Origin of the sequence: Phytohabitans houttuyneae (genome assembly GCF_011764425.1) — a bacterium.
Taxonomy (GTDB): domain Bacteria; phylum Actinomycetota; class Actinomycetes; order Mycobacteriales; family Micromonosporaceae; genus Phytohabitans; species Phytohabitans houttuyneae.
In genome coordinates, this window is sequence record NZ_BLPF01000001.1 from 708408 (window position 1) to 732500 (window position 24093).

Annotated in this window: 13 protein-coding genes, 2 rRNA genes and 2 pseudogenes; 1 reads left to right on the forward strand and 16 read right to left on the reverse strand. The window is 71.8% G+C overall.

The window, feature by feature from the left end:
• Nucleotides 1–40: 40 nt before the first annotated feature.
• From Phou_RS03245 to Phou_RS03300, 12 genes and pseudogenes are all read right to left on the reverse strand, one after another.
• Nucleotides 41–2359: a hypothetical protein gene (locus Phou_RS03245; RefSeq protein WP_246273174.1), complete on the reverse strand. Its 2319-nt coding sequence runs from the start codon at nucleotides 2357–2359 to the stop codon at nucleotides 41–43.
• Nucleotides 2356–3495 carry a glycosyltransferase family 4 protein gene (locus Phou_RS03250; protein ID WP_173053405.1) on the reverse strand — a complete coding sequence of 380 codons (1140 nt, stop codon included), beginning with the start codon at nucleotides 3493–3495 and terminating at the stop codon, nucleotides 2356–2358. The genes Phou_RS03245 and Phou_RS03250 overlap by 4 nt, the downstream gene beginning before the upstream one ends.
• 196 nt (nucleotides 3496–3691) lie before the next feature.
• Nucleotides 3692–5230 carry a murein biosynthesis integral membrane protein MurJ gene (gene murJ, locus Phou_RS03255; RefSeq protein WP_371872073.1) on the reverse strand — a complete coding sequence of 513 codons (1539 nt, stop codon included), beginning with the start codon at nucleotides 5228–5230 and terminating at the stop codon, nucleotides 3692–3694.
• A gap of 129 nt (nucleotides 5231–5359) precedes the next feature.
• Complete coding sequence (locus Phou_RS03260) at nucleotides 5360–6193, reverse strand: hypothetical protein (RefSeq protein WP_173053407.1); 834 nt, start codon at nucleotides 6191–6193, stop codon at nucleotides 5360–5362.
• Nucleotides 6190–7131 (reverse strand): copper transporter, encoded by a 942-nt coding sequence (locus Phou_RS03265; RefSeq protein WP_173053409.1) that lies wholly within the window; start codon nucleotides 7129–7131, stop codon nucleotides 6190–6192. The genes Phou_RS03260 and Phou_RS03265 overlap by 4 nt, the downstream gene beginning before the upstream one ends.
• A 15-nt stretch (nucleotides 7132–7146) precedes the next feature.
• A complete protein-coding gene (steA, locus tag Phou_RS03270; RefSeq protein WP_173053411.1) occupies nucleotides 7147–8325 on the reverse strand; it encodes a putative cytokinetic ring protein SteA in 1179 nt (392 codons plus the stop codon).
• Between the two features lie 1568 nt (nucleotides 8326–9893).
• Nucleotides 9894–11603, reverse strand: coding sequence for a DNA repair protein RecN (recN, locus tag Phou_RS03275; protein WP_173053413.1), 1710 nt, complete (start codon nucleotides 11601–11603; stop codon nucleotides 9894–9896).
• A 332-nt stretch (nucleotides 11604–11935) separates the two neighbouring features.
• The gene (locus Phou_RS03280; protein WP_246273175.1) at nucleotides 11936–13078 is read right to left on the reverse strand and encodes a low temperature requirement protein A; all 1143 of its coding nucleotides are present in this window, start codon (nucleotides 13076–13078) and stop codon (nucleotides 11936–11938) included.
• Between the two features lie 18 nt (nucleotides 13079–13096).
• Nucleotides 13097–14037: pseudogene (locus Phou_RS03285) on the reverse strand (NAD kinase).
• Entirely contained in the window at nucleotides 14034–14819 is a 786-nt protein-coding gene (locus tag Phou_RS03290) for a TlyA family RNA methyltransferase (protein ID WP_173053415.1), read from the reverse strand. Before Phou_RS03290 ends, Phou_RS03285 begins: the two are co-directional and overlap by 4 nt.
• The gene (locus Phou_RS52140) at nucleotides 14819–15097 is read right to left on the reverse strand and encodes a hypothetical protein (protein ID WP_246273177.1); all 279 of its coding nucleotides are present in this window, start codon (nucleotides 15095–15097) and stop codon (nucleotides 14819–14821) included. Before Phou_RS52140 ends, Phou_RS03290 begins: the two co-directional genes overlap by 1 nt.
• Complete coding sequence (locus tag Phou_RS03300) at nucleotides 15097–15768, reverse strand: phasin family protein (RefSeq protein WP_173053417.1); 672 nt, start codon at nucleotides 15766–15768, stop codon at nucleotides 15097–15099. Before Phou_RS03300 ends, Phou_RS52140 begins: the two co-directional genes overlap by 1 nt.
• A gap of 114 nt (nucleotides 15769–15882) precedes the next feature.
• Between Phou_RS03300 and Phou_RS03305 the strand changes: the two genes are divergently transcribed.
• Nucleotides 15883–16221, forward strand: coding sequence for an SCP2 sterol-binding domain-containing protein (locus Phou_RS03305; protein WP_173053419.1), 339 nt, complete (start codon nucleotides 15883–15885; stop codon nucleotides 16219–16221).
• A 145-nt stretch (nucleotides 16222–16366) separates the two neighbouring features.
• Here Phou_RS03305 and Phou_RS03310 read toward each other — a convergent pair whose 3' ends face one another.
• The 4 genes and pseudogenes from Phou_RS03310 to Phou_RS03330 form a co-directional block, all read right to left on the reverse strand.
• A complete protein-coding gene (locus Phou_RS03310; RefSeq protein WP_173053421.1) occupies nucleotides 16367–17368 on the reverse strand; it encodes an HAD-IIA family hydrolase in 1002 nt (333 codons plus the stop codon).
• 428 nt (nucleotides 17369–17796) lie between these two features.
• A pseudogene (locus Phou_RS03315) lies at nucleotides 17797–18663 on the reverse strand (tetratricopeptide repeat protein); the annotation flags it as partial.
• Between the two features lie 2002 nt (nucleotides 18664–20665).
• Nucleotides 20666–20782 (reverse strand): 5S ribosomal RNA (gene rrf / locus Phou_RS03325).
• A 69-nt stretch (nucleotides 20783–20851) separates the two neighbouring features.
• Nucleotides 20852–23967: ribosomal RNA gene (locus tag Phou_RS03330) — 23S ribosomal RNA — on the reverse strand.
• Nucleotides 23968–24093: the final 126 nt, after the last annotated feature.

A 24093-nucleotide genomic window follows, 5' to 3' on the forward strand; every position in this document is an offset into this window, starting at 1 on the left:
CCCGTGGGATAGTCCGTCCGGTGTTGCGGACTAGCGTTGATCAAGTGTTGATCGCGCCATCCACGGGATTCCACGGTAACACCTTCGCCGCCAACCGCACGCCGCCGCCCTGCTCGTGTCGCTGATCACTGCCGCTCACCGGGTCGGCGCCGGGCTGGACCACCTCGATCGACGGCGGGGCCACCGGCGGGTGGGTGCGGTCCGAGGCGTGGTCCAGGACGCGCATCGAGGCCAGCGCCGCCATCGGTACGGTCAGCGCCGCCACCGCCCCGGCCACGTCCAGCCCGGAGCCGCCGAGCACGCCGCCGATCACGGCCGCCGTCGCGATCCCGGCCATCGCGGCCCGGATCGCCGGGTAGATCCCGAAGAGGCGCTTGAGCCCGCCCCACGGCCGCAGCAACGCGAACCACACCAGCACCGCGCCCACCAAGGCCAGCACCGTCAACGGGCTGTCCAGGGCGCCCACGCTGGACGCGGCGGCCCGCTGCACCGCCCGTCCCCCGGTGCCGTCGCCGAGCGCGGTCAGGAAGCGTCCCAGCCGGTCCCGCTCGGCGTCCGGGCGGCTCAGGTCGAGCAGCGCGAAGCCGGCGGTCACCACGAGCCCCGCCAGCGTCGCCCAGGCCAGCCGGCTGAACGTCAGCCACCCGCCGGTGCTGATCACCGCGGCGATGCCCACGCCGGCGGTGAGCGCGATCGCGCCGACCGCGTCCGCGCCGAGGTAGGGGCTGCCGGCCAGCAGCACGCCCGCCCCGCCGACGATCCCGACCACGTACGGTCGCCACGGTCTCCGCACCCGCTGGGCCAGGCAGCCGGCCACCAGAAGCGTGCCGGCCACCAACACGCCGAGCCCCACCCGGCCCAGCCCCGCGTACCGGCCGCCGGTCAGCGCCGAGTAGCCGGCCACGCCGTTGAGCTGCAGCCGCGCGCCGGTGACCACGTCGGCGGCGACGACCACGGCGGCGATCGCGGCCACCATGGCGAGCGGGCCGAGCGTCTGCCGGTACGCGGGCGTCAGCCGCACCGCCGCGGTGCCGGCGGCCAGCAGCGCGAGCGTGACCGCGGCGAACAGCAGCCCTGGGTGGTCGGTGCGCCACCACGGCACCGCGTCGGCGACCAGCGCCGCCGGGATGGCCAGCGCCGCCGCGACCAGCAGCACCTCGATCACGTTGACCACCGGCCGGGGTACCGCCAGCGGCTGCGGCCGCGCGCTCCGACTCGCCCGCCGCACCAGCCCGTGGAAACCGAACCGCGGCGATGACGACACGACCGGCGCGGACGGCATCCGGGCCCGGCGCAGCAGCGGTACGACGGCGACGGCCAGCGCGAACTGCACGGCAGCGAGCACGCCGAAGAACCAGCTGGCGATCCGCCGCTGCGCGCCGGCCTCACGGTCGGCGTCGGCCGGCTGGGTGACCGCCACGTCGAGCTTTTCCGGGCGGCCGGGCACGCTGCGGGCCGGGTGGCCGGAGAAGACGTTTTCCGGCAGCGCCCGCCCCGTGGCGGTCAGCGCGGTCGGCGCGAGGTCGACGAGCTGCAGGTACCCGTCGCGTCCGGTGCTCGCCGAGGTGAGCCACCCCCGCTCCCAGCCGGGGCCCTCGGCGACGACCACGTGCAGGCGGCGGGCGTCGTCGGTGTCGGAGACGCCGGCCACGATCACCAGCGACTCCGGCGGGCGGGCGGCGAGCACCCTGGCCAGCAGCGCGTCGGCGGCGCGGGCCTGCGCCTGGCGGGCGGCCGGCTCGGTGGCCGCGACAGCACCCACCCCGACCATCGTGAGCACGCACTCGTCGAGCAGGTCGGCGGCGTTCTGCGGCAGCTGCGGCTCGTACCGGTCGACTCGGCCGAACGGGCGAGCCGCCCCGACCGCCGCCCCGGTGCCGACCGCGACCGTGCACCGCACCGACTCGGCGAGCGCGCCGGGCACCGCGCCGTACGGCAGCCGCTCCTGGTTGTGCCGCACCACGTTGCGCTGGTCCGGCAGGAACGCGCCGATCCCGTCCGGCCGCTCGATGTCGACCGGCACATCCGGGCAGGCGCCGCTGGAGTTGTCGGGGTTGGGCGGCGCGGCGGGGGCGGCGCTCCACAGCGCGCGGTTGCCGGCGCCGAGCGTGACCCAGCCGTCGAGCGGGCAGGTGGGCTGGTCGGCGGACTGTACCGACAGCGAGCCGATCGAGCCTCGCTCGGCCATCGCCCACAGCGTGGGGGTCTGCTGCGCGCTGACGTCCTCCCAGCGCAGGCCGGGCACACCGACGATGACCACGTAGTCGACCGTCGGGGCGGGTGTCGCCGGGGCGGCCTGCGCGGCGGTGCTCCCCGTGACTGCCAGCACCAGGGGGATGACGGCCACCCACCGCCTCATGACGGATGCGCCGTCTCCGCCGCCACGACCTCGGCGTACACCGCCTGGACCGCCTCGATGGTGTCCGCCTCGCCGGGCCAGGTGTCCGCCTGGACGGGACCGCGGCGGGCCAGCTCGGCGCGCTGCTCGGGGTCGGCCAGCAGCTCGCGTACGGCGGTGTCGACCGCGTCCACGTCGTCCGGCGGCACCAGCCGCGCGGCGTCGCCGACCAGGCCGGGAACGCCGCCGACCGCCGTGGTCACCAGCGGCACGCCGGCCCGCAGCGCCTCCTGCGCGAACAGCTGCCGCGCCTCCCAGTCGCTTGTCACCACCGCCACGTCGGCGCCGGCGAGCAGGTCGGAGACGTCGTTGCGGTGGCCGAGCAGGGTGACCGGCGCGCGCATCTCGGAGATCCGTGCCGCGAGCGGCATGTACGCCGGTCCGCTGCCGGCGATCACCACCACCGGCGCCGGGTCCAGCTCGCGCCACCGGGCGGCGGCGTCGACCAGCACGTCGTACCGCTTCTGCGGGTGCAGCCGCCCGACGGACAGGATGAGGGCCGGCTCCCGGCCCTTTCCGGCCGCGGCCTTCGACGAGCCCGTCGCGAGCCCGAACTCGGCCCGCACCGCGGCGCGGGAGCGGCGTGGCGGCGGCAGCACCGGCGCGGCGACCGGGCTGAGCCGGGCGTCCTTCGCGCCGAGGTCCCGCGCGGTGTCGACAAGGTCTTCGGAAGCGCCGAGCGTGATCCGGGCGGCCCGGGCCACGGCACGCGCGGCGAGCCGGGAGGCGGTGCCCCGCAGTCCCTTCGCGATCACCGCGTTGTGCCAGGTCACGACCAGCGGCGGACGGGGCCGCACGAGCGCGGCGACGAAGCCGGCGCGCAGCCCGTGCGCGTGCACCACGTCGACCGCGCCGATCGCGCGGCGCAGGTCGCCGACCGCGCGGGCGTCGGTGACGCGCGGGTTGGGCGGGATCTCGACGGCCTCGAAGCGGGCACCGCCCTCGGAAAACCGGAACCGCTCGTCGGTCGCCGCGGGGCCACACACGGTGACCGTGGCACCGCCGGCGACGAGGCCGCGGGCCAGGGACGCGACGTGCTGGCCGACCCCGCCGGTGCTGGACGCGAGGACGAGAGCGACGGCGCCGTCGAAGCTCACGGCCTGAGCCCGCTGGTTCGCTCGCTGCGCCCCGCTCGCGACCGTCCTCGCTCCGCTCCGGGCGGCCGCGAGACTCCAAACGCACTGAGCCCGCTGGTTCGCTCGCTGCGCCCCGCTCGCGACCGTCCTCGCTCCGCTCCGGGCGGCCGCGAGACTCCAAACGCACTGAGCCCGCTGGTTCGCTCGCTGCGCTCGCTCACGGATTGGCTCCCTTCCCCCGTGACACCCGTCCGAGCCGTCGCGTGACCGCCAGGATCAGGGGGCGCATGTCGCGGCGGTCAAGCGGGTAGGCGACACCGAGGAACACCGCGCCCACGACGGCTCCGGACAGCATGCCCTGCAGCACCGCACCGCCGTCGCCCGGGGTGCCGGTCGCGCGCGTGACCAGCCAGCCGGCGAGCGCGGCCGCGGCGCCCGCCACGACGCCCGCGAGGGCCGCCCGGTCCAGGCCCGCCAGCGCGGTACGGCCGGCGCCGCGCACCACGGCGGCCACCAGGAGGACGCCGAGCAGCACCATACCGATGCTGTTACCCAGCGTGAGCGCGAGCACGCGCTGGTCGTCGGCGAGCGCGGCCGCGAGCGCCACCGCCGACAGCGCGGCGACCGCCCACCCGGAGACGGTGGCGAGCGCGGCCGGGCGGGGCTCCCCGCGGGCGTAGAGGGCGCGGGTCAGCACCGCGAACATCCCGTAGCCGAGCAGACCCGGCGCGAACCCCGCGATGCCGTCCGCGGCAACCGGCACGTCGAAGAAGCGCGCCACCGGCCCGGCCACCGCCACCAGCGCGGCCGCGCCGGCGCAGCTGAGCAGCAGCACCCCGCGCGCGGCGGGAGCGAGCGTCTCGCGGTAGCGGACGTGCCCTCCCTCGGCGTGCGCGGCCACCAGCGTCGGATAGGCGGCGGTCGCCAGCGGTACCGCCAGCACCGCCCACGGCAGCAGGTAGATCGTCTGCGCGAGGTTGTACACGACCGGGGTACCCACCGGCCCGTCCAGCGCCAGGCGCAGCGTCACCAGCAGCGCCACCTGCTGCGCCCCCACGGTCACCGCGCCGGCCGCCGCCAGCCCACCGACCGCCCGCCGCGCCCGCGGGTCGAACCTGTACCCCGCGCGCACCCGCAGCCCCAGCCGCCGCACCGGAAACACGAGGCACAGCGAGAGCACGACCACGCCGAGCGTGGTGCCGGCCGACAGGATCAGCTCGCCGGTCCGCCCCACATCGGCGAGCCCGGCGCGGCGCCCCTCGACTGCGCCGTAGAGCAGGTACGCGCCGATCACCGTGACGCTGGACAGCAGCGGCGCGAGCACCGGCCAGGCGAAGCGGCGGTGCGCCTGGAGCACGCCGGTCAGCACGATCCCGATCCCGTAGAGCGGCAGTTGGGGCGCGAAGATCCGCAGCATGCGCGCGCCCGCGTCCGCGTCGTCGGTCGCGCCGAGCGCCGTCATGATCGGGCCCGCCGCGAGCGCGACGAGCGCGGCCAGCGGGAGCAGCAGGGACAGGGTCCAGGTCAGCAGCGCCGACGTGGTGGCCGAGACCGCGGCCCGGTCGCCCGCCGCGACGCTTCCGGCCAGCAGTGGTACCACGAGACTGGCCAGCGCCCCACCGGCCACGATCTCGAAAATGATGTTGGGAACGGTGTTCGCCACGACGTAGATGCCGCCGACGTCGGTGTCCCCCACGACCCACGTGAAGACGCCCGTGCGGACGAAACCGGCAAGCCGGCTCGCCACCGTGAGCACCGCGATGAGCGTGGCCGCGCCGGCGATCCGTGCTGTGCCCGGCCCGCTACCGCCTGTGTTCGTCTCGCCCGCCGGTCCCCGCTCGGCCGGCTGCCGCCGGCTGCTCTGGCTCCGCTCGCTGGCGACACGTCAGGCGCTACGGCGTCCGAGCGCGTCGAGCTGGCGCAGCACCGGGTTGGCCTCGATGACCTTGGTGAAGCTGACCTTTTCACTGGCCGCGGTCAGCGCGGCGATGGCGGCCAGCGCGGCGGCCCGCCCGGCCGGCCCGGTGCGCGCGGCGAGCGCCACGCCGAGCAGCGCGCCCAGCGCGTTGGCCCCGCTGTCGCCGAGCATGACCCGCTCGTCGAGGTCGTCGGGGAGCACGGCCGCGGCCACGCCCAGCGGCCCGGCGGCAAGCCCACCGGCCGGCCCGAGCGACAGCGGCGCACCGATCAGCCCGCTCGCCTTGATCGCCCGGCCGGGGCGCAGGTCGAAGAGGTTGAGCAGGTTGGCGGTACCCGCGATGACACCCGCACCCAGCAGGATGTCGGCGGCGCGCCCGGCGCGGCTGGCCGGGCGCGGGCGCCGCGGGTCGGCCGCGAGCAGCGCGGAGGCGGCGAGCCCGGCCGCGCCCACACCGGCGATCTTGACGAGCCCGCTGGTCACACGCCCCTCGCGGAGCGCGGCGAGGTGGCCGGCGAACCCCTTGGCCGCCTTCTGCTCGGGCCGGTTTCCCACCACATCGTCGTAAAGCCCCACGGCGCCGGAAGCCACGCCCGCCGTGAGCGCGGCCGCCGCGGCCGCCGGGGTGGGCGCCGCGACCGCGGCCGACACCGCCGCACCCGCGGCCAGCGCCGGCCCTCCGGCGAGCGAGACGGTGCGCCCCCGGAAGTTGGTCCGGGACAAAGCCTCGTTGGTACCCAACACGCGAAGCACCGCCCGGGCCCCAGCGACCCCGGCGGCGACCGCGAGTAGGCGCCTCACTCCTTGGGCTTGGGCAGCAGGGAGCTGGCGCCCGCGTTGAGGCCGTAGTGCCCGGCCTTGCCGTCGACCAGCTGCTCGACCACGGCCAGCGCCGTGACCAGCCGGCCCTGCGCGGTGTTGCCGTTGTCCACAGTGGAGATGCTCTTGGCGAGCGCGGGGTCGCCCCGCACCGCGCCGATCACGTTGCCGTTGCCGCCCCAGCTGCCCGCGACGATGACCGGCCCCGCCTTGTCGAGCTGGGACACGATCGTCACCACGGCCTCGTCCTTCTGCGCCGAGTCCTTGTCGGTGTGCGGCTGGCCGGCGACCACGACCACCGCCTCGGCCGGCCCGGTGATCGTGTCGTCCTTGACGCTGATGTAGCCCGCCGAGGTGTACGCCGTGATCAGCGCCTTCAGGTCGTCGGGCGTGGCCGCGGGCGCCGGCGCCGGCCGGTCGAGCAGCGCGGTGCCCAGCAGCGCGCTGGCCGTCTCCACGCCGACGCTGTTTGCCGGCAGCCCGGTCAGCGGGATCGTGGGCCGCGACGCGCGGTCGGCGAGGTCGAGCAGCTCGGGGCTGTTGTCCGGGTTGACGAACTTGTCCTCGATGTCGACCCGCCCGGTGATCGTCGCACCAGCCACCGTGAGCATCTCCACGACACCGTCCACCAGGTCGTCGCCGCTCGGCGTGGTCACCACCGCGATGCGCCGCCCGGTCAGCTTGCCGGCCAACATGATCGGCGCGGCCTCCGTGGCGAACTCCTCCTCGCGGTTGGCCTCCTCCTGGAGGCTGCTCACCGTCTCACGCAGCTGGCGGTTGTCCTTCCGCAGCGCGTTGACGTTGTCGCTGAGCGAGTCGGCGACCGGACCGTTGAGCGCCGCGGTGCCCACCACCAGTCCGATGGCCAGGGCCAGGAAGACCGCGGTCAGCGACACAACGTGGTAGCGGAAATTGATCACGCCTACTGCCGTCCCTCAGAAGAGCTGTCCGAGCTGGAACACCAGATTGTCCCACCACTCCGAAACCACAGCGAGGTAAGCCTTGCCCACCGTGGACACCGCGACCGCCGACGCCATCGCGGCCACCGCCGAAAGCACGAGCAGGAGCAGGGACGATCCGGAGATGCTCTGCCGGTACAGCCGGCTCACGCCCTTGGCGTCGACCAGCTTGCCGCCGACCTTGAGCCGGGTGAGGAAGGTCGAGGCCATGCCGCCCCGCCCCTTGTCGAGAAACTCCACGAGCGTCGCATGGGTACCCACCGCGACAAGCAGCGAGGCGCCCTTGTCGTCCGCGAGCAGCATCGCCAAGTCTTCGCTGGTCGCCGCGGCCGGGAAGGTGATCGCCGAGAGCCCCAGCTGCTGCACCCGGGCCAGCCCCGGCGCGCGCCCGTCCGGGTAGGCGTGGACGACGACCTCGGCCCCGCACCGCAGCACGTCGTCGGTCACCGAGTCCATGTCGCCAATGATCAGATCGGGCGTGTACCCCGCCTCCACCAGCGCGTCGGCCCCGCCGTCGACGCCGATGAGCACCGGCTTGAACTCCCGGATGTACGGCCGCAGCACGTCGAGGTCGGCCTTGTAGTCGTAGCCGCGCACGACGATCAGGCAGTGCCGCCCGGCGATGTGGGTCTCGACATCCGGCACACCCACGCCGTCGAGCAGCAGGTCGCGCTCCTGCTTCAGGTACTCCATCGTGTTGGCCGCGAACGCCTCCAGCTGCACGGACAGCCCTTCGCGGGCATCCGCCATAGACTTCGCGACACTCTCGAGGTCCTGCCGCACGCCGTGTGCGACCGCCTCCCCGTCGACATAAACCTTGTTGTCGTCGAGCCGCACGGTGTCGCCCTCGCGCACCTGCTGGAAGATGCCTTCGCCGAGGTCGTCCAGCAGCGGGATGCCCGCACGCACGAGGACCTCGGGACCAAGATTCGGGTACCGCCCCGATACGGACGGTTTCGCGTTGAGCACCGCCGCCACCCCGACCGCGACCAACGAATCCGCGGCGACCCGATCCAGGTCGACGTGGTCGATCACGGCGATGTCGCCAGGGCGCAGCCGCCCCGCCAGACGCTTGGTCCGGCGGTCAAGGCGCGCGGTGCCGGTTACGGTGCCCGGTTCTGCGCTCCGGGTCCGGCGCAAGGCTGGTAGACGCATCGTGACCATCGTGGCATGTCCCGGCATGTTTTTCCGGACACGACGCGCATGACCAGGGAAAAGGCGATTTCCATGTGACCGGCCTCACTACCCGCGACGCCGTACTGTCAGGTCCCCGACGCCATCTCACTCCCGGCCGCCACTCCCTCACGCCCGGCGCCCCCACCCGTCCGCGTGACCCCGGCCCGCTCCGTACGTCACTGCCCGCCCGGGTGCTCCTGTTCTCCCGCGTTGGACTTCCGCACAACCCTCTCGGGTTGTCACCGACGTATTCCACAGTGCTGGCCCGGCTCGATGGGCGGGCGGTGTCGCGCCTCTCAAGCTGGGCGCACCGATGCGCCCACGTCAGAAAGCCTGCGCTCACCACCCCCGACGTCTCCGGCAAAGGGCACCGTCCCAAATTTCCTTGATCGGCATCAACAGCGCCCGCCATCAGCCAGATCTTGGTCATCTACTGCCCCTCCAGGGGCGCCAAATTACCAAGATCTCGACACGACCCGCCTCGATCAAGGAACACCACGAACCCGAACGACCTCCGTGGCCGCACGGGGTGCGAGTGGCATGAGGTATAGCAAACGCCGAGCGAACACGAGGGCGCGACAGGCCACGGCATCGCCGCCGCCGACCACCGCCGAAGTCTCCAGCCAGCAGCAACGCACCAGCTTCCTTGATCGGAATCAGCAGCGGCCACCATCGGCCAGATCTTGGTCGCCTACTGCCCTCGACTTTCGGAGTAAGGACTGCTTGCCGTGCGACGGCCTCCGGTGCCCTCCCATCTCACGGTGCCCGCGCCGCAGTGGCCAGCTTTACGGGGTAAGGCATTGACCAGGCAAGATGCAAGATCCACGTGTCCTATCGACCCCACCCGTGCTTCGACAGATCTTCGAGGCGGGAGTTGCCCGAGTCCGCCCTCGTCGCGGTCTGTGACTGCCGATCGGGCGCAGGCGGTCTGAGCTTCGAATCTTGGTGAGTTAGCGCGCTATCTCGACGCCAACTTGCCAAGATCTGCCGGAACGGGCTCCTGAGTTGAACTGGGACCACGGAGGGTGAGGCGGTGACCGCGAAGGACTCCAGACGACGAAACTCCGAAAGTCGAGCTGCCCCTACGGGGCGAAAAGTACCAAGACCTCGATAAGACCCACCCGATCGAGGAACACCATGAACCTGAACGACCTCCGTGGCGCAGGGACCTCGCAGTCGGCAGCGGTGAGCGAACTATCGCCTGTCGTCGCTGGCCCTTGTGCTTGAGGGCTGGCGGGAGTGTGTGCGGAGCTTGGCGGCCCGGGGCAACCCGCTGATACGGGTGTCGACACGCAGTGGCCGCACCGCGCACCGGGCGGATCACGGCGTTGCTGCCGGCGGGTACGACCGTGTTTGTGATCCCACCGTCGCAGGTCAAGGCGCCGCGTAGCCGGCATGCGTCGGCAGGCGACGAGTCCAGCGCCGACTGGTCTCGCAGGTCCCGGACGGCCCGGCCCGGCAGGACCTGCTCTTGACATCGACCGCGATCACCAGCCAGCAAGAACCGCAAGCCACCCGGACAAAGCCGCAAGCCGCAAGCCGGCGCGCTACCCCCGCTTCTCGCGGGCCGCGACCGCCAACAGCTCCTCCGCGTGCGCGATACCCAAATCCGAATCCGGCAGGCCGGCGAGCATGCGGGCCAGCTCGCGGGCGCGGTCGGTGTCCTCCACCACCCGGACGCCGCTCGTCGTCACCGCTCCCCCGGTGTCCTTGGCCACCACCAGGTGGCGGTCGGCGAACGCGGCCACCTGCGGCAGGTGGGTGACCACCAGCACCTGGTGGCTGCGGGCCAGGCGGGCCAGGCGCCGGCCGATCTCGACCGCGGCCTGGCCGCCGACGCCGGCGTCGACCTCGTCGAAGACGAGGGTGGGCGGGCCGCCCGCGCCGGCGAAGACCACCTCGATGGCCAGCATCACGCGGGACAGCTCGCCGCCGGAGGCGCCGCGCTGCAGCGGCAGTGAAGGGGCGCCGGGGTGGGCCAGCAGGCGCAGCTCGACCTCGTCGGCGCCGTCGGGGCCGATCTCGCGGGGCACCACCGCGACCTCGATGCGGGCGTGCGGCATCGCCAGCCCGGCCAGCTCGACGGTGACCTGCTCGGCGAAGCGGACGGCCGCCTCCTGCCGCGCCGCGGTCAGCCGGCCGGCCAGCTCGGTGGCCTCCGCGGCCAGCCGCTGCCGCTCGCGGTCGAGCTCCTCCAGCAGCTCGTCGGAGGTGTCCAGGTCGGCGAGCCGCTCGCGGGCGCGCGTGGCCCACGCGATCACGCCGTCGACATCGTCCGCGTACTTGCGGGTCAGGCCGCGCAGCGCCGCCCGCCGCTCGTAGATGGTCTCTAGGCGGGCGGGGTCGGCGTCCAGCGCGTCCAGGTAGGACGAGAGCTCCGCCGACACGTCGCCGATCAGCGTGGCCGCCTCCTCCAGCCGCGCGGCCAGGTCGCCGAGCTTGCTGTCGACGCCGGCCTGGGCCTCGAGCGTGCGGCGGGCGGTGCCGATCAGGCTCGTCGCGTCGGGCGTCTCCTCGCCGCCGTCGACGCCCGCGGCGATCGAGCCGTAGGCCAGGGCGGCCGCCGTGCGCAGCCCTTCGGCGTGCTCCAGCCGCTGCGCCTCGGCCTTGAGGTCGTCGTCCTCACCGGGCTGCGGGTCGACCCGCGTGATCTCGTCGAGGCCGAGCCGCAGCAGGTCGGCCTCCTGGTTGCGCTCGCGGGCGTTGCGCCGGCGGTCGGCCAGGTCGTCCTCGACGGCGCGCCACTGCGTGAAAGCCTCGCGAAACGTCTCCAGCAGCTTTTCGTGCTCCGCCCCGGCAAACCGGTCCAGCGACGCCCGCTGCTCCGCCGGCCGCAGCAGGCGCAGCTGGTCGGACTGCCCGTGCACCGCCACCACCTGCTCGCCCACGTCGCCGAGCACGGACACCGGCATGCTGCGGCCGCCGACGTGGGCGCGCGAGCGGCCCTCCACAGTGACCGTGCGGCTCAGCAGCACCGCGCCGTCCTCGTCGGGCTCGGCGCCGGCGTCGGCGATGCGCGCGTTGACCGCGGCGGCGGCGTGCTTGGTGAGCCGCAGGCGGCCCTCGACCACCGCCCGCCCGGGGTCGGCGCGCACGCGCCCCGCGTCGGCGCGGCCACCGAAGAGCAGGCCGAGCCCGGTGACGACCATGGTCTTGCCCGCGCCCGTCTCGCCGGTGATCACATTCATCCCGCCGGTGAGCGGGAGAGTGGTGTCCTCGATGACGCCGAGGCCGGTGATGCGCAGCTCTTCCAGCACGCCACCAGACAGTAGTAGCGGGCTGGGACCTTGGCCACCCGCCGTGCCCCGATCAAGGCCTTGGGGGGATCAATTCAACATTCAAGATGTGAGCTACCGCGATGTCCGCCGTGGTCCGGACCGTTGCTCCCGCGGCCTCACCCGCCGCGGGGGTCGGGCTTGGCCCGCGGACCTTGCAGCGGAGGTCGGGGAAGTCGGCGAGCCCTACGAGCCGCCGACCTCCGCGTAGCCCGCGGGAAAGCACCCAAAGAAAACGCTCCGCTGCGCTCCACGTTTCCCCGGGGCCAGCGCATGCGGTCCGCAGCTGACGCGGACGCGGGAAAATTATCGCCTCAGGGCCGACCGGCCGGCCGCAGTGGGCGGCCCGAGCCGCGCGCCTCCACCGCGAGCACCAGCAGCAGGACCGCGACCAGCGCGACGAGCTGCCCGCCGGCCACCACCAGGCCGAGCGGGATCGTCGCGAGCGCCAGCGCCGCACCGGCCGCGCGGTAACCCGCGTTGCCCAGGCCCAGCGCCCTGCGGAACGCGGCGTCACCGACCAGGTACAGCGCGAGACCACCGGCGAGCGCCACCGCCTGGGCGAGCTTGAGCTCGTCGCCGGCGTGGCCGATGACCTTCTTCGTGCCGGCCGCCACGACCACGACGCCGAGAAGGAGGACGAAGTGGGCATACCCGTACGCGCGCATCGCCACCATCGCCCGGCCGCCCTCCGGCACCGCCGCCAGCGCGTGCTCGGCCGCCTCGTCGCCGTCGCCGAAGTAGACCCACCACATCAGGTAGGAGAGCGTGAGGCCCAGCGCGGCCACCGCCACCAGCGCCGGGTCGACGGGGAGCCCGGTCGCGCCGACACCGATCGCGACCACCGACTCGCCGAGCGCGATGATGACCACGAGCCCGTGCCGCTCCACGAAGTGCGACGGCGAGATCGTGAAGCCGCCGATCGGCCGGATGTACGGCGCCGCCACGTCCACCGCGAACGCCAGCGCCCACAGCGCCCACCGCCACCAACCCGGCGTGAACCCGCCGATCAGCACGAGCGTCGCGCTGGTGAGGTTGACCGGCGCGAGGCGGGCCATCGCGCGCGCCGCGCCCGCACCGCCGGCGAGGATGAACAGTCCAGTGTGGACGGCGTTGACGACGAAGTACCCCACGCCGAACGCCCACCCCGAGTCGCCGAACGCGTCCGGGATCGCCAGCGAGATGGTGAGAAAGCCGCCCATCCCGACCAGCATCAGCGTGCGGCGCAGGCGGTCGTTGGGGATGACGGCGTTGGTCAGCCAGGCGAACCCGCCGTACATCCACAGGATGATGCCGAGCATCAGCGCCGCCCGCGCCGCGCCCGTCCAGTCGAGCTCGTCGGCGAGCAGCCGGGTCAGCTGGGTCAGCGTGAAGACGAAGACGAGGTCGAAGAAGAGCTCCAGCGTGCTGACACGCACCGCGCTCTGCGCCACGGGCTCCCGCCGGGTATCGGACACGCCGCCCAGCGTAGATCGTCAGCGGCGGTTGCCGCGCCACCCTTCCACCGGCAGCTCAAACTTCGCCACCAGCCGATCGGTGAACGGTTCCTCCCGCAAGCGGACGATCCGGACCGGCAGCTCACCCCGCCGTACCGTCACCCGCGCCCCGGCGGAAGGTCGAAGACCCGCCGCCCGTCGCAGCACAGCGCCGCGAAGGTGGTGTACGGGTCCACCGTGATCACGAACGTGGACGTGGGCGCGGTGACCAGCGGCCGGCTGAAGAGCGCGTGCGCGCTGATCGGCACCAGCAGCAGCGCCTCCACCTCGGGCCACACGACGGGGCCGCCGGCCGAAAACGCGTACGCCGTGGAGCCGCTCGGAGTCGCGCAGATGACGCCGTCACACCCGTACCGGGACAGCGGGCGCCCGTCCACGTCGACGAGGACCTCGAGCATGTGCGCGCGCTGTCCTTTTTCGACACTCACCTCGTTCAGCGCCCAGGACTCGGCGATCGGCTCACCGTCCACTTCGGCCACCACGTCGAGGGTGAGGCGGGAGTCCACTGTGTACGCCCGTGCCACCACGTCGCGCACCGCCTGGTCGAGGTCGTTTATCTCGGCCTCGGCGAGGAAGCCGACCTTGCCGAGGTTGATGCCGAGCAGCGGTGCCGCCACCGGGCGAGCCAGCTCGGCCGCGCGCAGAAACGTCCCGTCTCCACCCAGCGCGATCACGATCTCCACGCCGTCCGCCGCCGCCAGCCCGCTGACCGGCTTGACCTCCGGCAGGTCCAGGTCGGCGGCCTCCTCGGCGACGACCCGCACCTCGAAGCCGGCCGCGATCAGGTCCGCCGCCACCGTCCGCGCGTGCGCGGTGCTGTCCTGCCGCCCGGTGTGCGTGACCAGCAGCGCGGCCCTGTGCTCAAGCCCCGCGCCCGCGTCGTTGCGCTCGCGCCCCGTAGCCTCGCGACTCCCGCTCATGCACCCACCACTTCCCGCACGCGTTCCGGGCTAACCTCGGGCGCGTCGCGGCGCAGCCACAGGAAGAACTCCACGTTTCCGCTCGGCCCCGGCAGCGGGCTGGCCGCCACGCCGGCCACGCCGAGCCCTTCGCCCCGCGCGGCGGTGGCCACGTCCAGCACCGCCTCCGCGCGCAGCGCCGGCTCGCGGACGACGCCGCCGGCGCCCACCCGCTCCTTGCCGACCTCGAACTGGGGCTTGACCATCAGCGCGAGGTCACCGTCGGGCGCGGTGCAGGCGGCCAGCGCCGGCAGGACGAGGCGCAGCGAGATGAACGACAGGTCGGCCACCGTCAAACCCACCGGCCCGCCGATCGCCTCCGGCGCGAGGCTACGCACGTTTGTCCGCTCCATCACCCGTACGCGCGGGTCGTTTCGCAGCGCCCAGGCCAGCTGCCCGTAGCCCACGTCGACGGCCACCACCTCGGCCGCCCCGGCGCGCAGCAGCACGTCGGTGAAGCCACCTGTCGAGGCGCCGGCGTCCAGGCACCGCCGCCCGGTGACGGCCAGCCCTTCGAACGCGGCGAGTGCCCCGGCGAGCTTGTGACCGCCGCGCGAGACGTAGTCGACGGTGTCCCCGACCACGCGCACGGCGTCGGCCGGGTCGACCATCGCGGCCGCCTTGCGGGCCGGTACGCCACGCACCTGCACCCTCCCCGCCTCCACCAGCTCGGCCGCCTGCTCGCGGGAACGGGCCAGCCCCCGGCGAACCAGCTCCGCGTCGAGGCGGGCGCGGCGTGCCATCAGGCCTGGTCGATGGTGGCGAGCGTCTCCTGGAGCGTGGAGTGCGCGGCCTCGTACTCGGCGATCTGGTCGCGGGGCGGCAGGTCGGCCGCGTTCGCGAGTGCCTGGACGACCGCGTCCACGGCGGGGTGGCCCGTGCCGTCACCATCCACAGTGGCCTCCGCGGCGGCGGGCTTCACCGTGGCCTCCGCGGTCGCGGGCTCCACAGTGGCTGGTGGCGGCGCCGGGCGGAAGGGCCCTGGCGTCGGTGGGCGGTACGGTCCGGGTACCGGCTGCATCAGGAGTCCTCACCCGCGGGCGGTGCCGCCTTCTTGCGCGGCGCCGCGGTCTTCTTCGCCACCGCCTTCTTGGCGACGGCCTTCTTCGCCGGCGCGGCGGCCGGGGTCGCCGGCTCCGCGGCGGGAGCGGCGTCGGCGACCGGCTCGACCGCGGCGGCCTTCTTGCGCGCCACGGCCTTCTTGACCGGCGCGGTGGCCGTCGCCGGCGGGGCGTCGGCCGCCTTCTTCGCCACGGTCTTCTTCGCCACGGTCTTCTTCGCCACCGCCTTCTTGGCGACGGCCTTCTTCGCGATCGGCACGCCGGCGACCGGCGCGGTGGCGGCCGCGGCCGGGGCACCGTCCGTGGCGGGCACGGCGGGTCCGGCGGCGGCGCGGGCCTGCCGCAGCTCCTCCTCCAGGTCGCGCACGCGGCTGGTCAGGTCGGCGACCTCCTCCGCGGTCGCGAGCCCCACCCGGCCGAGCGTGCGGTCCACTTCGAACCGGACCAGCTTCGACAGCGCCTCCCGGTTGGCCAGGCTGGTGGAGACGAGGTCCTCGGCGAGCGACTGGAGCTGCGCCGCGGTCACCTCACCCTTGCCGACCAGCCTCTTGGCGACCTTCTGCGCCTTCTTCCTGGACGCCTCGGTGAGCCCCAGGGCAAGCTCGAGGTACGCCCGCCACGCATCCTGCATTGCCAAATCCTTCCGCCTCCGCCCGATGTTCAACCCCATACGCTACCGCCCGGTCACGCCACCCTCGTGAGGTACGGTGCGGTGGACCGGGTCTGGTGTCGATCGGAGGTTGGTGTGGCCACCGTGGAGGAGTGCCGGCAGGCGTTGGACGATCTCGCCAAGCGATTGGCCACCAACGCCGAAGACGCCCGCAAGCGGCTCAACCTCGACCGCACCCTGGCCTGCCGCATCACCGACCTCGGCGTGGCCTTCCACGGCCGCCTGGTCGGCGGCCAGTTGCGCGACATCACCGACGGCGACGACCCCACCGCCAAGATCGCACTCACCACCACGAGTGACGACTTGGTGGCGCTCGTGAAGGGTGACCTCAACTTCGCCCGCGCCCTCAGCTCCCGCCAGCTGTCGATCAGCGCCAGCCCGTTCGACCTGCTGAAGCTCCGCAAGCTTCTCTAATTAGCAGGCTTATGGGTCACCCCGCGCGGGCCGGTGGTGCCTTCCTGCGGGGCTGCTCTCGCGCGGGCTTTGGGGGTGCCTTCCTGCGGGCAGCGGCCCTGGTCGACAGCTCGGCGACCTGCCGAGCTTCCGTTCGAAGGGCTTGTCAGGTGCGCAGGCCGAGCGCGTGAAGGGCGTCCCGGGCGGCGGACGAGTCGGGTTCGACCTTGGTGCCGTCCCCACCCGACCAGGCCAGCCCGCACAGCAGCCGCAGCGCGTCGACCGACGCGCCGTCACCGGCCAGCCGCGGCCCCCCGCTGTCGTCCAGCCGCCACCCGTCGACCTGGTCCACCGGCACCGCGGCCGCGGCCGGCGCGTCGAAGAGCCCGCCGAGGTCACCCGCCACGTACGTCGGCCGCTGCTCGGGCGGCGCCGCGAGCAGGTCAGCCGGCCCGCTGACGCCGGTCAGCACCAGCAGGCTGTCCATGCCGGCCCGCACCGCGCCCTCGATGTCCGTGTCCAGCCGGTCGCCCACGACCAGCGGCCGCTTGGCGCCCACCCGCCGTGCCGCGGTCGCGAAGAGCTCCGGCTGCGGCTTGCCCACCACCAGGTCGGGATCGCGCCCGAGCGCGGTGCGCAGCGCCGCCACCAGCGAACCGTTTCCCGGCAGCGGGCCACGGGGGCTCGGCAGTGTCCGGTCGGTGTTCGTGGCGACCCACTGCGCGCCACCCCGGATCGCCACGGCGGCCTCGGCGAGGTCGGCCCAGCCCACCTGCGGCCCGTAGCCCTGCACCACGGCAGCCGGCCGCTCCTCGGCCCGCTCCACCGGCTCAAGCCCCGCGTCGCGCACCTCGGCCCGGAGGGCGTCGGCACCGACGACCAGGACCCGCGAACCCGCCGGCAGCCGCTGCGCCAGCACCGCCGCCGACGCGCCCGCCGACGTGACCACCTCGGCGGTGTCGGCCGGCACACCGAGCCCGGTCAGCAGGTTGGCGACCTCCGACGAACGGCGCGAAGCGTTGTTCGTCGCATAGGCCAGCGGCACGCCGGCGCGGTGCAGCTCGCCCACGGCCTCGACAGCGCCGGCGATCGGCCGGTCGATCAGGTAGATCACGCCGTCCAGGTCGAAGATCACCAGGTCGTACGCGTCGACCAGCCGCTCACTCACGGCTTAGCGCCGCCGTCGCCGCCCGCCTCCGGCTCGCCGCCGGTCGCCGCCTCGGGCCGCCGCCCGCTGGTCGCCGTCTCGGCCTGATCCCCGCCGCTGGCCGCCGTCTCGGGCCGATCCCCGTGGTCGGTGGCCTCGGTTACGGGCCGGTCGCCGCTGGTGGTCGCCGTCTCGGGCTGGCTGTCGCTGGTGGTCGCCGTCTCGGGCCGGCTGCTGCCGTCCGCCGGCTCATCGTCGGCCGTGTCGTTGGCCGCCACGTCCTGAACGCCCGTGTCGTCTTCGTCGCTCAGGAGATCCTGGGCGCCCGCGTCCTCGTCGGCCGGGTCGTCGCCGGCCAGACCGCCTTCGCCCACAGCGTCGGCTTTCCCGGCCGGACCGTCGTCTGGATCGTCGTCGTCCGGATCGTCTTCGTCCGCGGCGTCGAGGAGGTCACCGTCAACGGGGTCGCCGTCGCGGCGCCGGGCCTGCGGCTCACCCTCGAACTCGTCCTCGTCGCCGTCGAAGTCGTCCTCGTCGAACTCGCCCTCGTCGTAGCCGGCCTCGGGATCGTCGCCGTCCTCGCCGTCGAAGCGCTCGTCGTCCTCACGGCCATCGGGCCGATCGCCGCCGTCGAACCGCGCCTCGTCCTCGCCGCCGTCGAGCCGCTCCTGGCCGTCCCCGTCCCCGTCGCCCTCGCGCGCCGTGAACTCGTCCTCTTCCAGGTCGGTCTTCTCGTCGCCGGACATGACCACGCCGTCCAGCTCGAGCAGCCGCTCGGCCGCGTCGGTGGTCGCCTCGGGGTCGGCGTCGGCCGCCCGCGAGAACCACTCCCGCGCCTCCTCGCGCCGCCCCACCGCGAGCAGCGCGTCGGCGTAGGCGTAGCGCAGCCGCCCGGCCCACGGCTCGTCGGCCTCACCGGCGAGCTCGCGCACCTGCAGCATCGCGACCGCCGCATCCTTCTGCCCCATGTCGCCGCGCGCGCCGGCGGCCACGATCAGCAGCTCGATCGCCTCGGCGGGCTCCAGCGTGGCCTTGTCGGCGGCGCGGTAGATGTCCACCGCCCGCTCCGGCCGCCCGAGCGCCCGCTCGCAGTCGGCGAGCACGGCGAGGTGGGTCTGCCTCCCGCTCATCCGGTGGTACGTGCGCAACTCCGCGATCGCGGTCTGCCACTCACCCGCGGCGTACGCGGCGAGGCCCACCGCCTCCCGCACCACCGCGATCCGGGACGCGAGCCGGCGCGCCGCGAGCGCGTGCGCCATCGCCTCCTCGGGGTCCTCGTCGAGCAGCTGGCCGGTCGCCACCAAGTGGCGGGCCACCGTGTCAGCCACCGGCCGCGCCAGTGACAGCAGCTCCGCCCGCACCTCGCCATCGAGGTCGGTCGCCTCGATCTCCTCGGGGATCTCCGGCGTCGACGGCCGCCCGCCGCGGTCCTCGCCCGCGTCCGGCGCGTCCCGGCGGTCGTACCGCTGCTCCTCCGCGCCGTCGCCGGGCCGCTCGCCACGGCTGTCACGATCCCGGTCGGACCAGCGGTCACCGCCGTCGCGGCGGTCAGGGCCGCGATCCTCGAACGTCCGCCGCTCCTCGCCACCCGGCCCGCGCGCGCCGTCGCGGTCGCCGTAGCCACTGCGGTAGCCCCGCTGCTCGTAACCGCCTTCGCGGCGCCCGCCCCGGTCGCCCTCGTCGCGGCGGAAGCCTCCACCGCGCGGACCACGGTCGCCGTAACCCCGGTCGTCGCGTCCACCGTCACGCGGGCCACGGTCGCCGGAGAAGCCTCGGCTGTCCCGGTCACCCGAGAAGCCACCCTCGCGCGGGCCACGGTCGCGGAAGCCGCGGTCGTCACGCCGGCCGCCGTCACGGGGCCCGCGATCGTCGCGCGGACCACGGTCGCCCGCGAAGCCGCGCGAACCGCGATCGTCCCGACCACCGGAGAACCCGCCCTCACGCGGACCGCGATCGCCACGGAAGCCCTGGCCGCCACGGTCGTCCCGACCGCCGGCAAACCCGCCCTCGCGCGGACCACGGTCGCCACGGAAGCCCTGGCCCCCGCGGTTGTCCCGGTCGCCGGAGAAGCCACGCGGACCGCGGTCGTCGCGGGGACCACGGTCGCCCTGGAAGCCACGCCCGCCCCGGTCGTCGCGCCGGCCACCGAAGCCCCGGTCACCGTCGCGGCGAGGGCCGCGGTCGTCGCCGTCGCGACCGTAGCCGCCACTCACCCGGCGGTAGCCACCCTCGCGGGAACCCTGCCCGTCGCGCCGGTCGCGGTCGCCGAAGCCACCGCGGGAACCACCGTCGCGGTCGCGCGCGCCACTCCCACCGTCGCGGCCGCTGAAGCCACCGCCACGCGAGCCGCCAGCGTCACCGCGCGAACTCCCCCGGTCGCCGTAGCCACCACGGGAGCCACCACGGTCGCCGAAACTGCCACCCCGGGAACCACCACGGTCGCCGAAACTGCCGCCCCGGGAGTCGCCACGGTCGCCGAAACTGCTGCCCCGGTCGCCGTAGCCACCACCGCGGGAGGCGCCCCGGTCGCCGTAGCTGCCGCCGCGGGAGCCACCGCGATCACCGAAGCTGCCGCCCCGGGAGCTGCCGCGATCACCGAAGCTGCCGCCCCGGGAGCCACCGCGGTCGCCGTAGCTGCCGCCGCGGTCGCCGCCGTAGCCACCCTCGCGTGGGCCGCGCCCACTGGAGCCGCTGTCACGACCGCCGCGTCCACCGAAGCCGCCGCCGTCGCGGCCGCCCTCACGCGGTCCGCGGCCGCTGAAGCCGCCCTCGCGCGGGCCCCGGCCGCCGGCGAACCCGCCGCCGTCCCGGCCACCTCGGGAGTCGCCGTCACGGGAGCCGCCGTCGCGTGGAGCACCGCCGCGGAAGCTGCCCCGGGAGCCTTCGCCATAGCCGCCGCGCGAGCTGCCGCGGAATCCGCCGTCGCGGCCACCCGAACGGGAGTCACCGCCATCGCCGTCGCGGCGGTAGCGACCCTCGCGGTCGCCGTAGCCGCGGCCGCGGTCACCGGAGTCGCGGTAGCCGTCGCGGGGTGCGCCCCGGTAGCCACCGCCCGCACCAGCTCCGCGGCCTGGGCGGTCTCCGAACCGGCCACCGTCACGGTCGCCGCCTTCTCGTCCGGATCCACGGCCGCGGTCACGGTCACGATCGCCGTAGCTCCGCTCGCCGCGGTCGTTGCGCTCGCCGTCGCGCCGGCCACGACCGTCGCCGTCGCGGTCGCGGTCACGCGGAGCGTCGTCGCGCGGTCCCTGGCTCACGGATACATCCTCCCAATACGCAGTGAAGGCCACCCCGGCGGGGTGGCCTTCACTGAAAGAAGTCCGGCGGTGTCCTACTCTCCCACACCCTCCCGAGTGCAGTACCATCGGCGCTGGAAGGCTTAGCTTCCGGGTTCGGAATGTGTCCGGGCGTTTCCCCTCCGCCATGACCGCCGTAACACTGTAAACCTGTCAACCATGACTGGTTGTTGGTTCAGATTCGCATAGTGGACGCGTAGCAGCTTTGTAGGTCAAGTCCTCGGCCTATTAGTACCAGTCACCTCAACCAGTTACCTGGCTTACAGCTCTGGCCTATCAACCCAATCGTCTATTGGAGGCCTTAACCCACAAGGGGTGGGATACCTCATCTTGAAGCAGGCTTCCCGCTTAGATGCTTTCAGCGGTTATCCCTTCCGAACGTAGCCAACCAGCCGTGCCCCTGGCGGGACAACTGGCACACCAGAGGTTCGTCCGTCCCGGTCCTCTCGTACTAGGGACAGCCCTTCTCAAGTATCCTACGCGCACGGCGGATAGGGACCGAACTGTCTCACGACGTTCTAAACCCAGCTCGCGTACCGCTTTAATGGGCGAACAGCCCAACCCTTGGGACCTGCTACAGCCCCAGGATGCGACGAGCCGACATCGAGGTGCCAAACCATCCCGTCGATATGGACTCTTGGGGAAGATCAGCCTGTTATCCCCGGGGTACCTTTTATCCGTTGAGCGACACCGCTTCCACTCGCAAGTGCCGGATCACTAGTCCCGACTTTCGTCCCTGCTCGACCCGTCAGTCTCACAGTCAAGCTCCCTTGTGCACTTACACTCAACACCTGATTGCCAACCAGGCTGAGGGAACCTTTGGGCGCCTCCGTTACCCTTTAGGAGGCAACCGCCCCAGTTAAACTACCCACCAGACACTGTCCCTGAACCCGATAAGGGCCCAAGGTTAGATACCCAAACCCAACAGAGTGGTATTTCAACAATGACTCCACCGACACTGGCGTGCCAGCTTCACAGTCTCCCACCTATCCTACACAATCAAGCTCGGATACCAATGTCAAGCTATAGTAAAGGTCCCGGGGTCTTTCCGTCCTGCCGCGCGTAACGAGCATCTTTACTCGTAATGCAATTTCGCCGGGCCTGTGGTTGAGACAGTGGGGAAGTCGTTACGCCATTCGTGCAGGTCGGAACTTACCCGACAAGGAATTTCGCTACCTTAGGATGGTTATAGTTACCACCGCCGTTTACTGGCGCTTAAGTTCTCAGCTTCGCCCCCAAAGGAGCTAACCGGTCCCCTTAACGTTCCAGCACCGGGCAGGCGTCAGTCCATATACAGCGTCTTACGACTTCGCATGGACCTGTGTTTTTAGTAAACAGTCGCTTCCCCTGCTCTCTGCGGCCATACCACGCTCCACCCGCAAGGGGCTTCACGCGTCCGGCCCCCTTCTCCCTAAGTTACGGGGGCAATTTGCCGAGTTCCTTAACCACAGTTCACCCGATCGCCTCGGTATTCTCTACCTGACCACCTGTGTCGGTTTAGGGTACGGGCCGCTCGGAACTCGCTAGAGGCTTTTCTCGGCAGCATAGGATCACTGACTTCACCTGAATCGGCTCGGCATCACGCCTCAGCATTAACGGTGCGCGGATTTGCCTACACACCTGCCTACACGCTTACCCCGGCACAACCACCGGCCGGGCTCAGCTACCTTCCTGCGTCACCCCATCGCTTGACTACTACCACCCAGGTTCCTGCGCACTTTCCGGTTCACCCGAAGGATCCCCCTGAGCGGGCAGTTAGCACAGATAGGTTCGTCATGGTCGCTCCTTCGCGGGTACGGGAATATCAACCCGTTATCCATCGACTACGCCTCTCGGCCTCGCCTTAGGCCCCGACTCACCCAGGGCGGAATAACCTGGCCCTGGAACCCTTGGTCATCCGGCGGAAGGGTTTCTCACCCTTCTTTCGCTACTCATGCCTGCATTCTCACTCGTGCCGCGTCCACAGCTGGGTCACCCCGCTGCTTCACCCCCGGCACGACGCTCCCCTACCCATCCACACACCTGCACCCAACCCCCAAAAGGATCAGGCGAAGCACACATGTGAATGCCACAGCTTCGGCGGTGTACTTGAGCCCCGCTACATTGTCGGCGCGGAACCACTTGACCAGTGAGCTATTACGCACTCTTTAAAGGGTGGCTGCTTCTAAGCCAACCTCCTGGTTGTCTAAGCGACCCCACATCCTTTTCCACTTAGCACACGCTTAGGGGCCTTAGCTGGTGATCTGGGCTGTTTCCCTCTCGACTACGAAGCTTATCCCCGCAGTCTCACTGCCGCGCTCTCACTTACCGGCATTCGGAGTTTAGCTGATTTCGGTAACCTTGTAGGGCCCCTAGACCATCCAGTGCTCTACCTCCGGCAAGAAACACGCAACGCTGCACCTAAATGCATTTCGGGGAGAACCAGCTATCACGGAGTTTGATTGGCCTTTCACCCCTAACCACAGGTCATCCCCCAACTTTTCAACGTTGGTGGGTTCGGCCCTCCACACGGTCTTACCCGCGCTTCAGCCTGCCCATGGCTAGATCACTCCGCTTCGGGTCTAGAACATGCGACTCAACGCCCTCTTCAGACTCGCTTTCGCTACGGCTACCCCACACGGGTTAACCTCGCCACATGCCACTAACTCGCAGGCTCATTCTTCAAAAGGCACGCCGTCACCTCGTACACAAAGGCACTCAGCTCCGACGGATTGTAGGCGAACGGTTTCAGGTACTATTTCACTCCCCTCCCGGGGTACTTTTCACCATTCCCTCACGGTACTCGTCCGCTATCGGTCACCAGGGAGTATTCAGGCTTACCAGGTGGTCCTGGCAGATTCACGGCACATTCCACGAGTGCGCCGCTACTCGGGAAAACCCACAGAAGGTCCACTACTTTCGCCTACCGGACTATCACCGTCTACGGTCAGCCTTTCCAGACTGTTCAACTAGCAGCAAACTTTATAACTCCTCCACCATGTGTCAGCACAGTGAGCGGGCTCCCACAACCCCGACTACGCAACCCCTGACAGGTATCACACGCAACCGGTTTAGCCTACATCCGCTTTCGCTCGCCACTACTCACGGAATCACTATTGTTTTCTCTTCCTGCGGGTACTGAGATGTTTCACTTCCCCGCGTTCCCTCCTACACCCTATGCATTCAGATGCAGGTGACACCACACAACTGGTGCCGGGTTACCCCATTCGGACACCCTGGGATCACAGCTCGGTTGACAGCTCCCCCAGGCCTATCGCGGCCTCCCACGTCCTTCATCGGCTCCTGGTGCCAAGGCATCCACCGTTCGCCCTTGACAACTTGACCACAAAGATGCTCGCGTCCACTATGCAAATCTCAACAAACAACCAACCCACAACCCCACACCCCAACACCAGACACCACCACCACAACCCCACCCGGGGCCGCAACAATGATCGGTATGTCAGAGCA

Bases quoted from the DNA above. Each gene is read 5' to 3' on its own strand.
- Phou_RS03245 (WP_246273174.1), bottom strand. From the start codon at position 2,359: ATGAGGCGGTGGGTGGCCGTCATCCCCCTGGTGCTGGCAGTCACGGGG.
- steA (WP_173053411.1), bottom strand. From the start codon at position 8,325: ATGCGTCTACCAGCCTTGCGCCGGACCCGGAGCGCAGAACCGGGCACC.
- Phou_RS03290 (WP_173053415.1), bottom strand. From the start codon at position 14,819: ATGGCACGCCGCGCCCGCCTCGACGCGGAGCTGGTTCGCCGGGGGCTG.
- Phou_RS52140 (WP_246273177.1), bottom strand. From the start codon at position 15,097: ATGCAGCCGGTACCCGGACCGTACCGCCCACCGACGCCAGGGCCCTTC.
- Phou_RS03300 (WP_173053417.1), bottom strand. From the start codon at position 15,768: ATGCAGGATGCGTGGCGGGCGTACCTCGAGCTTGCCCTGGGGCTCACC.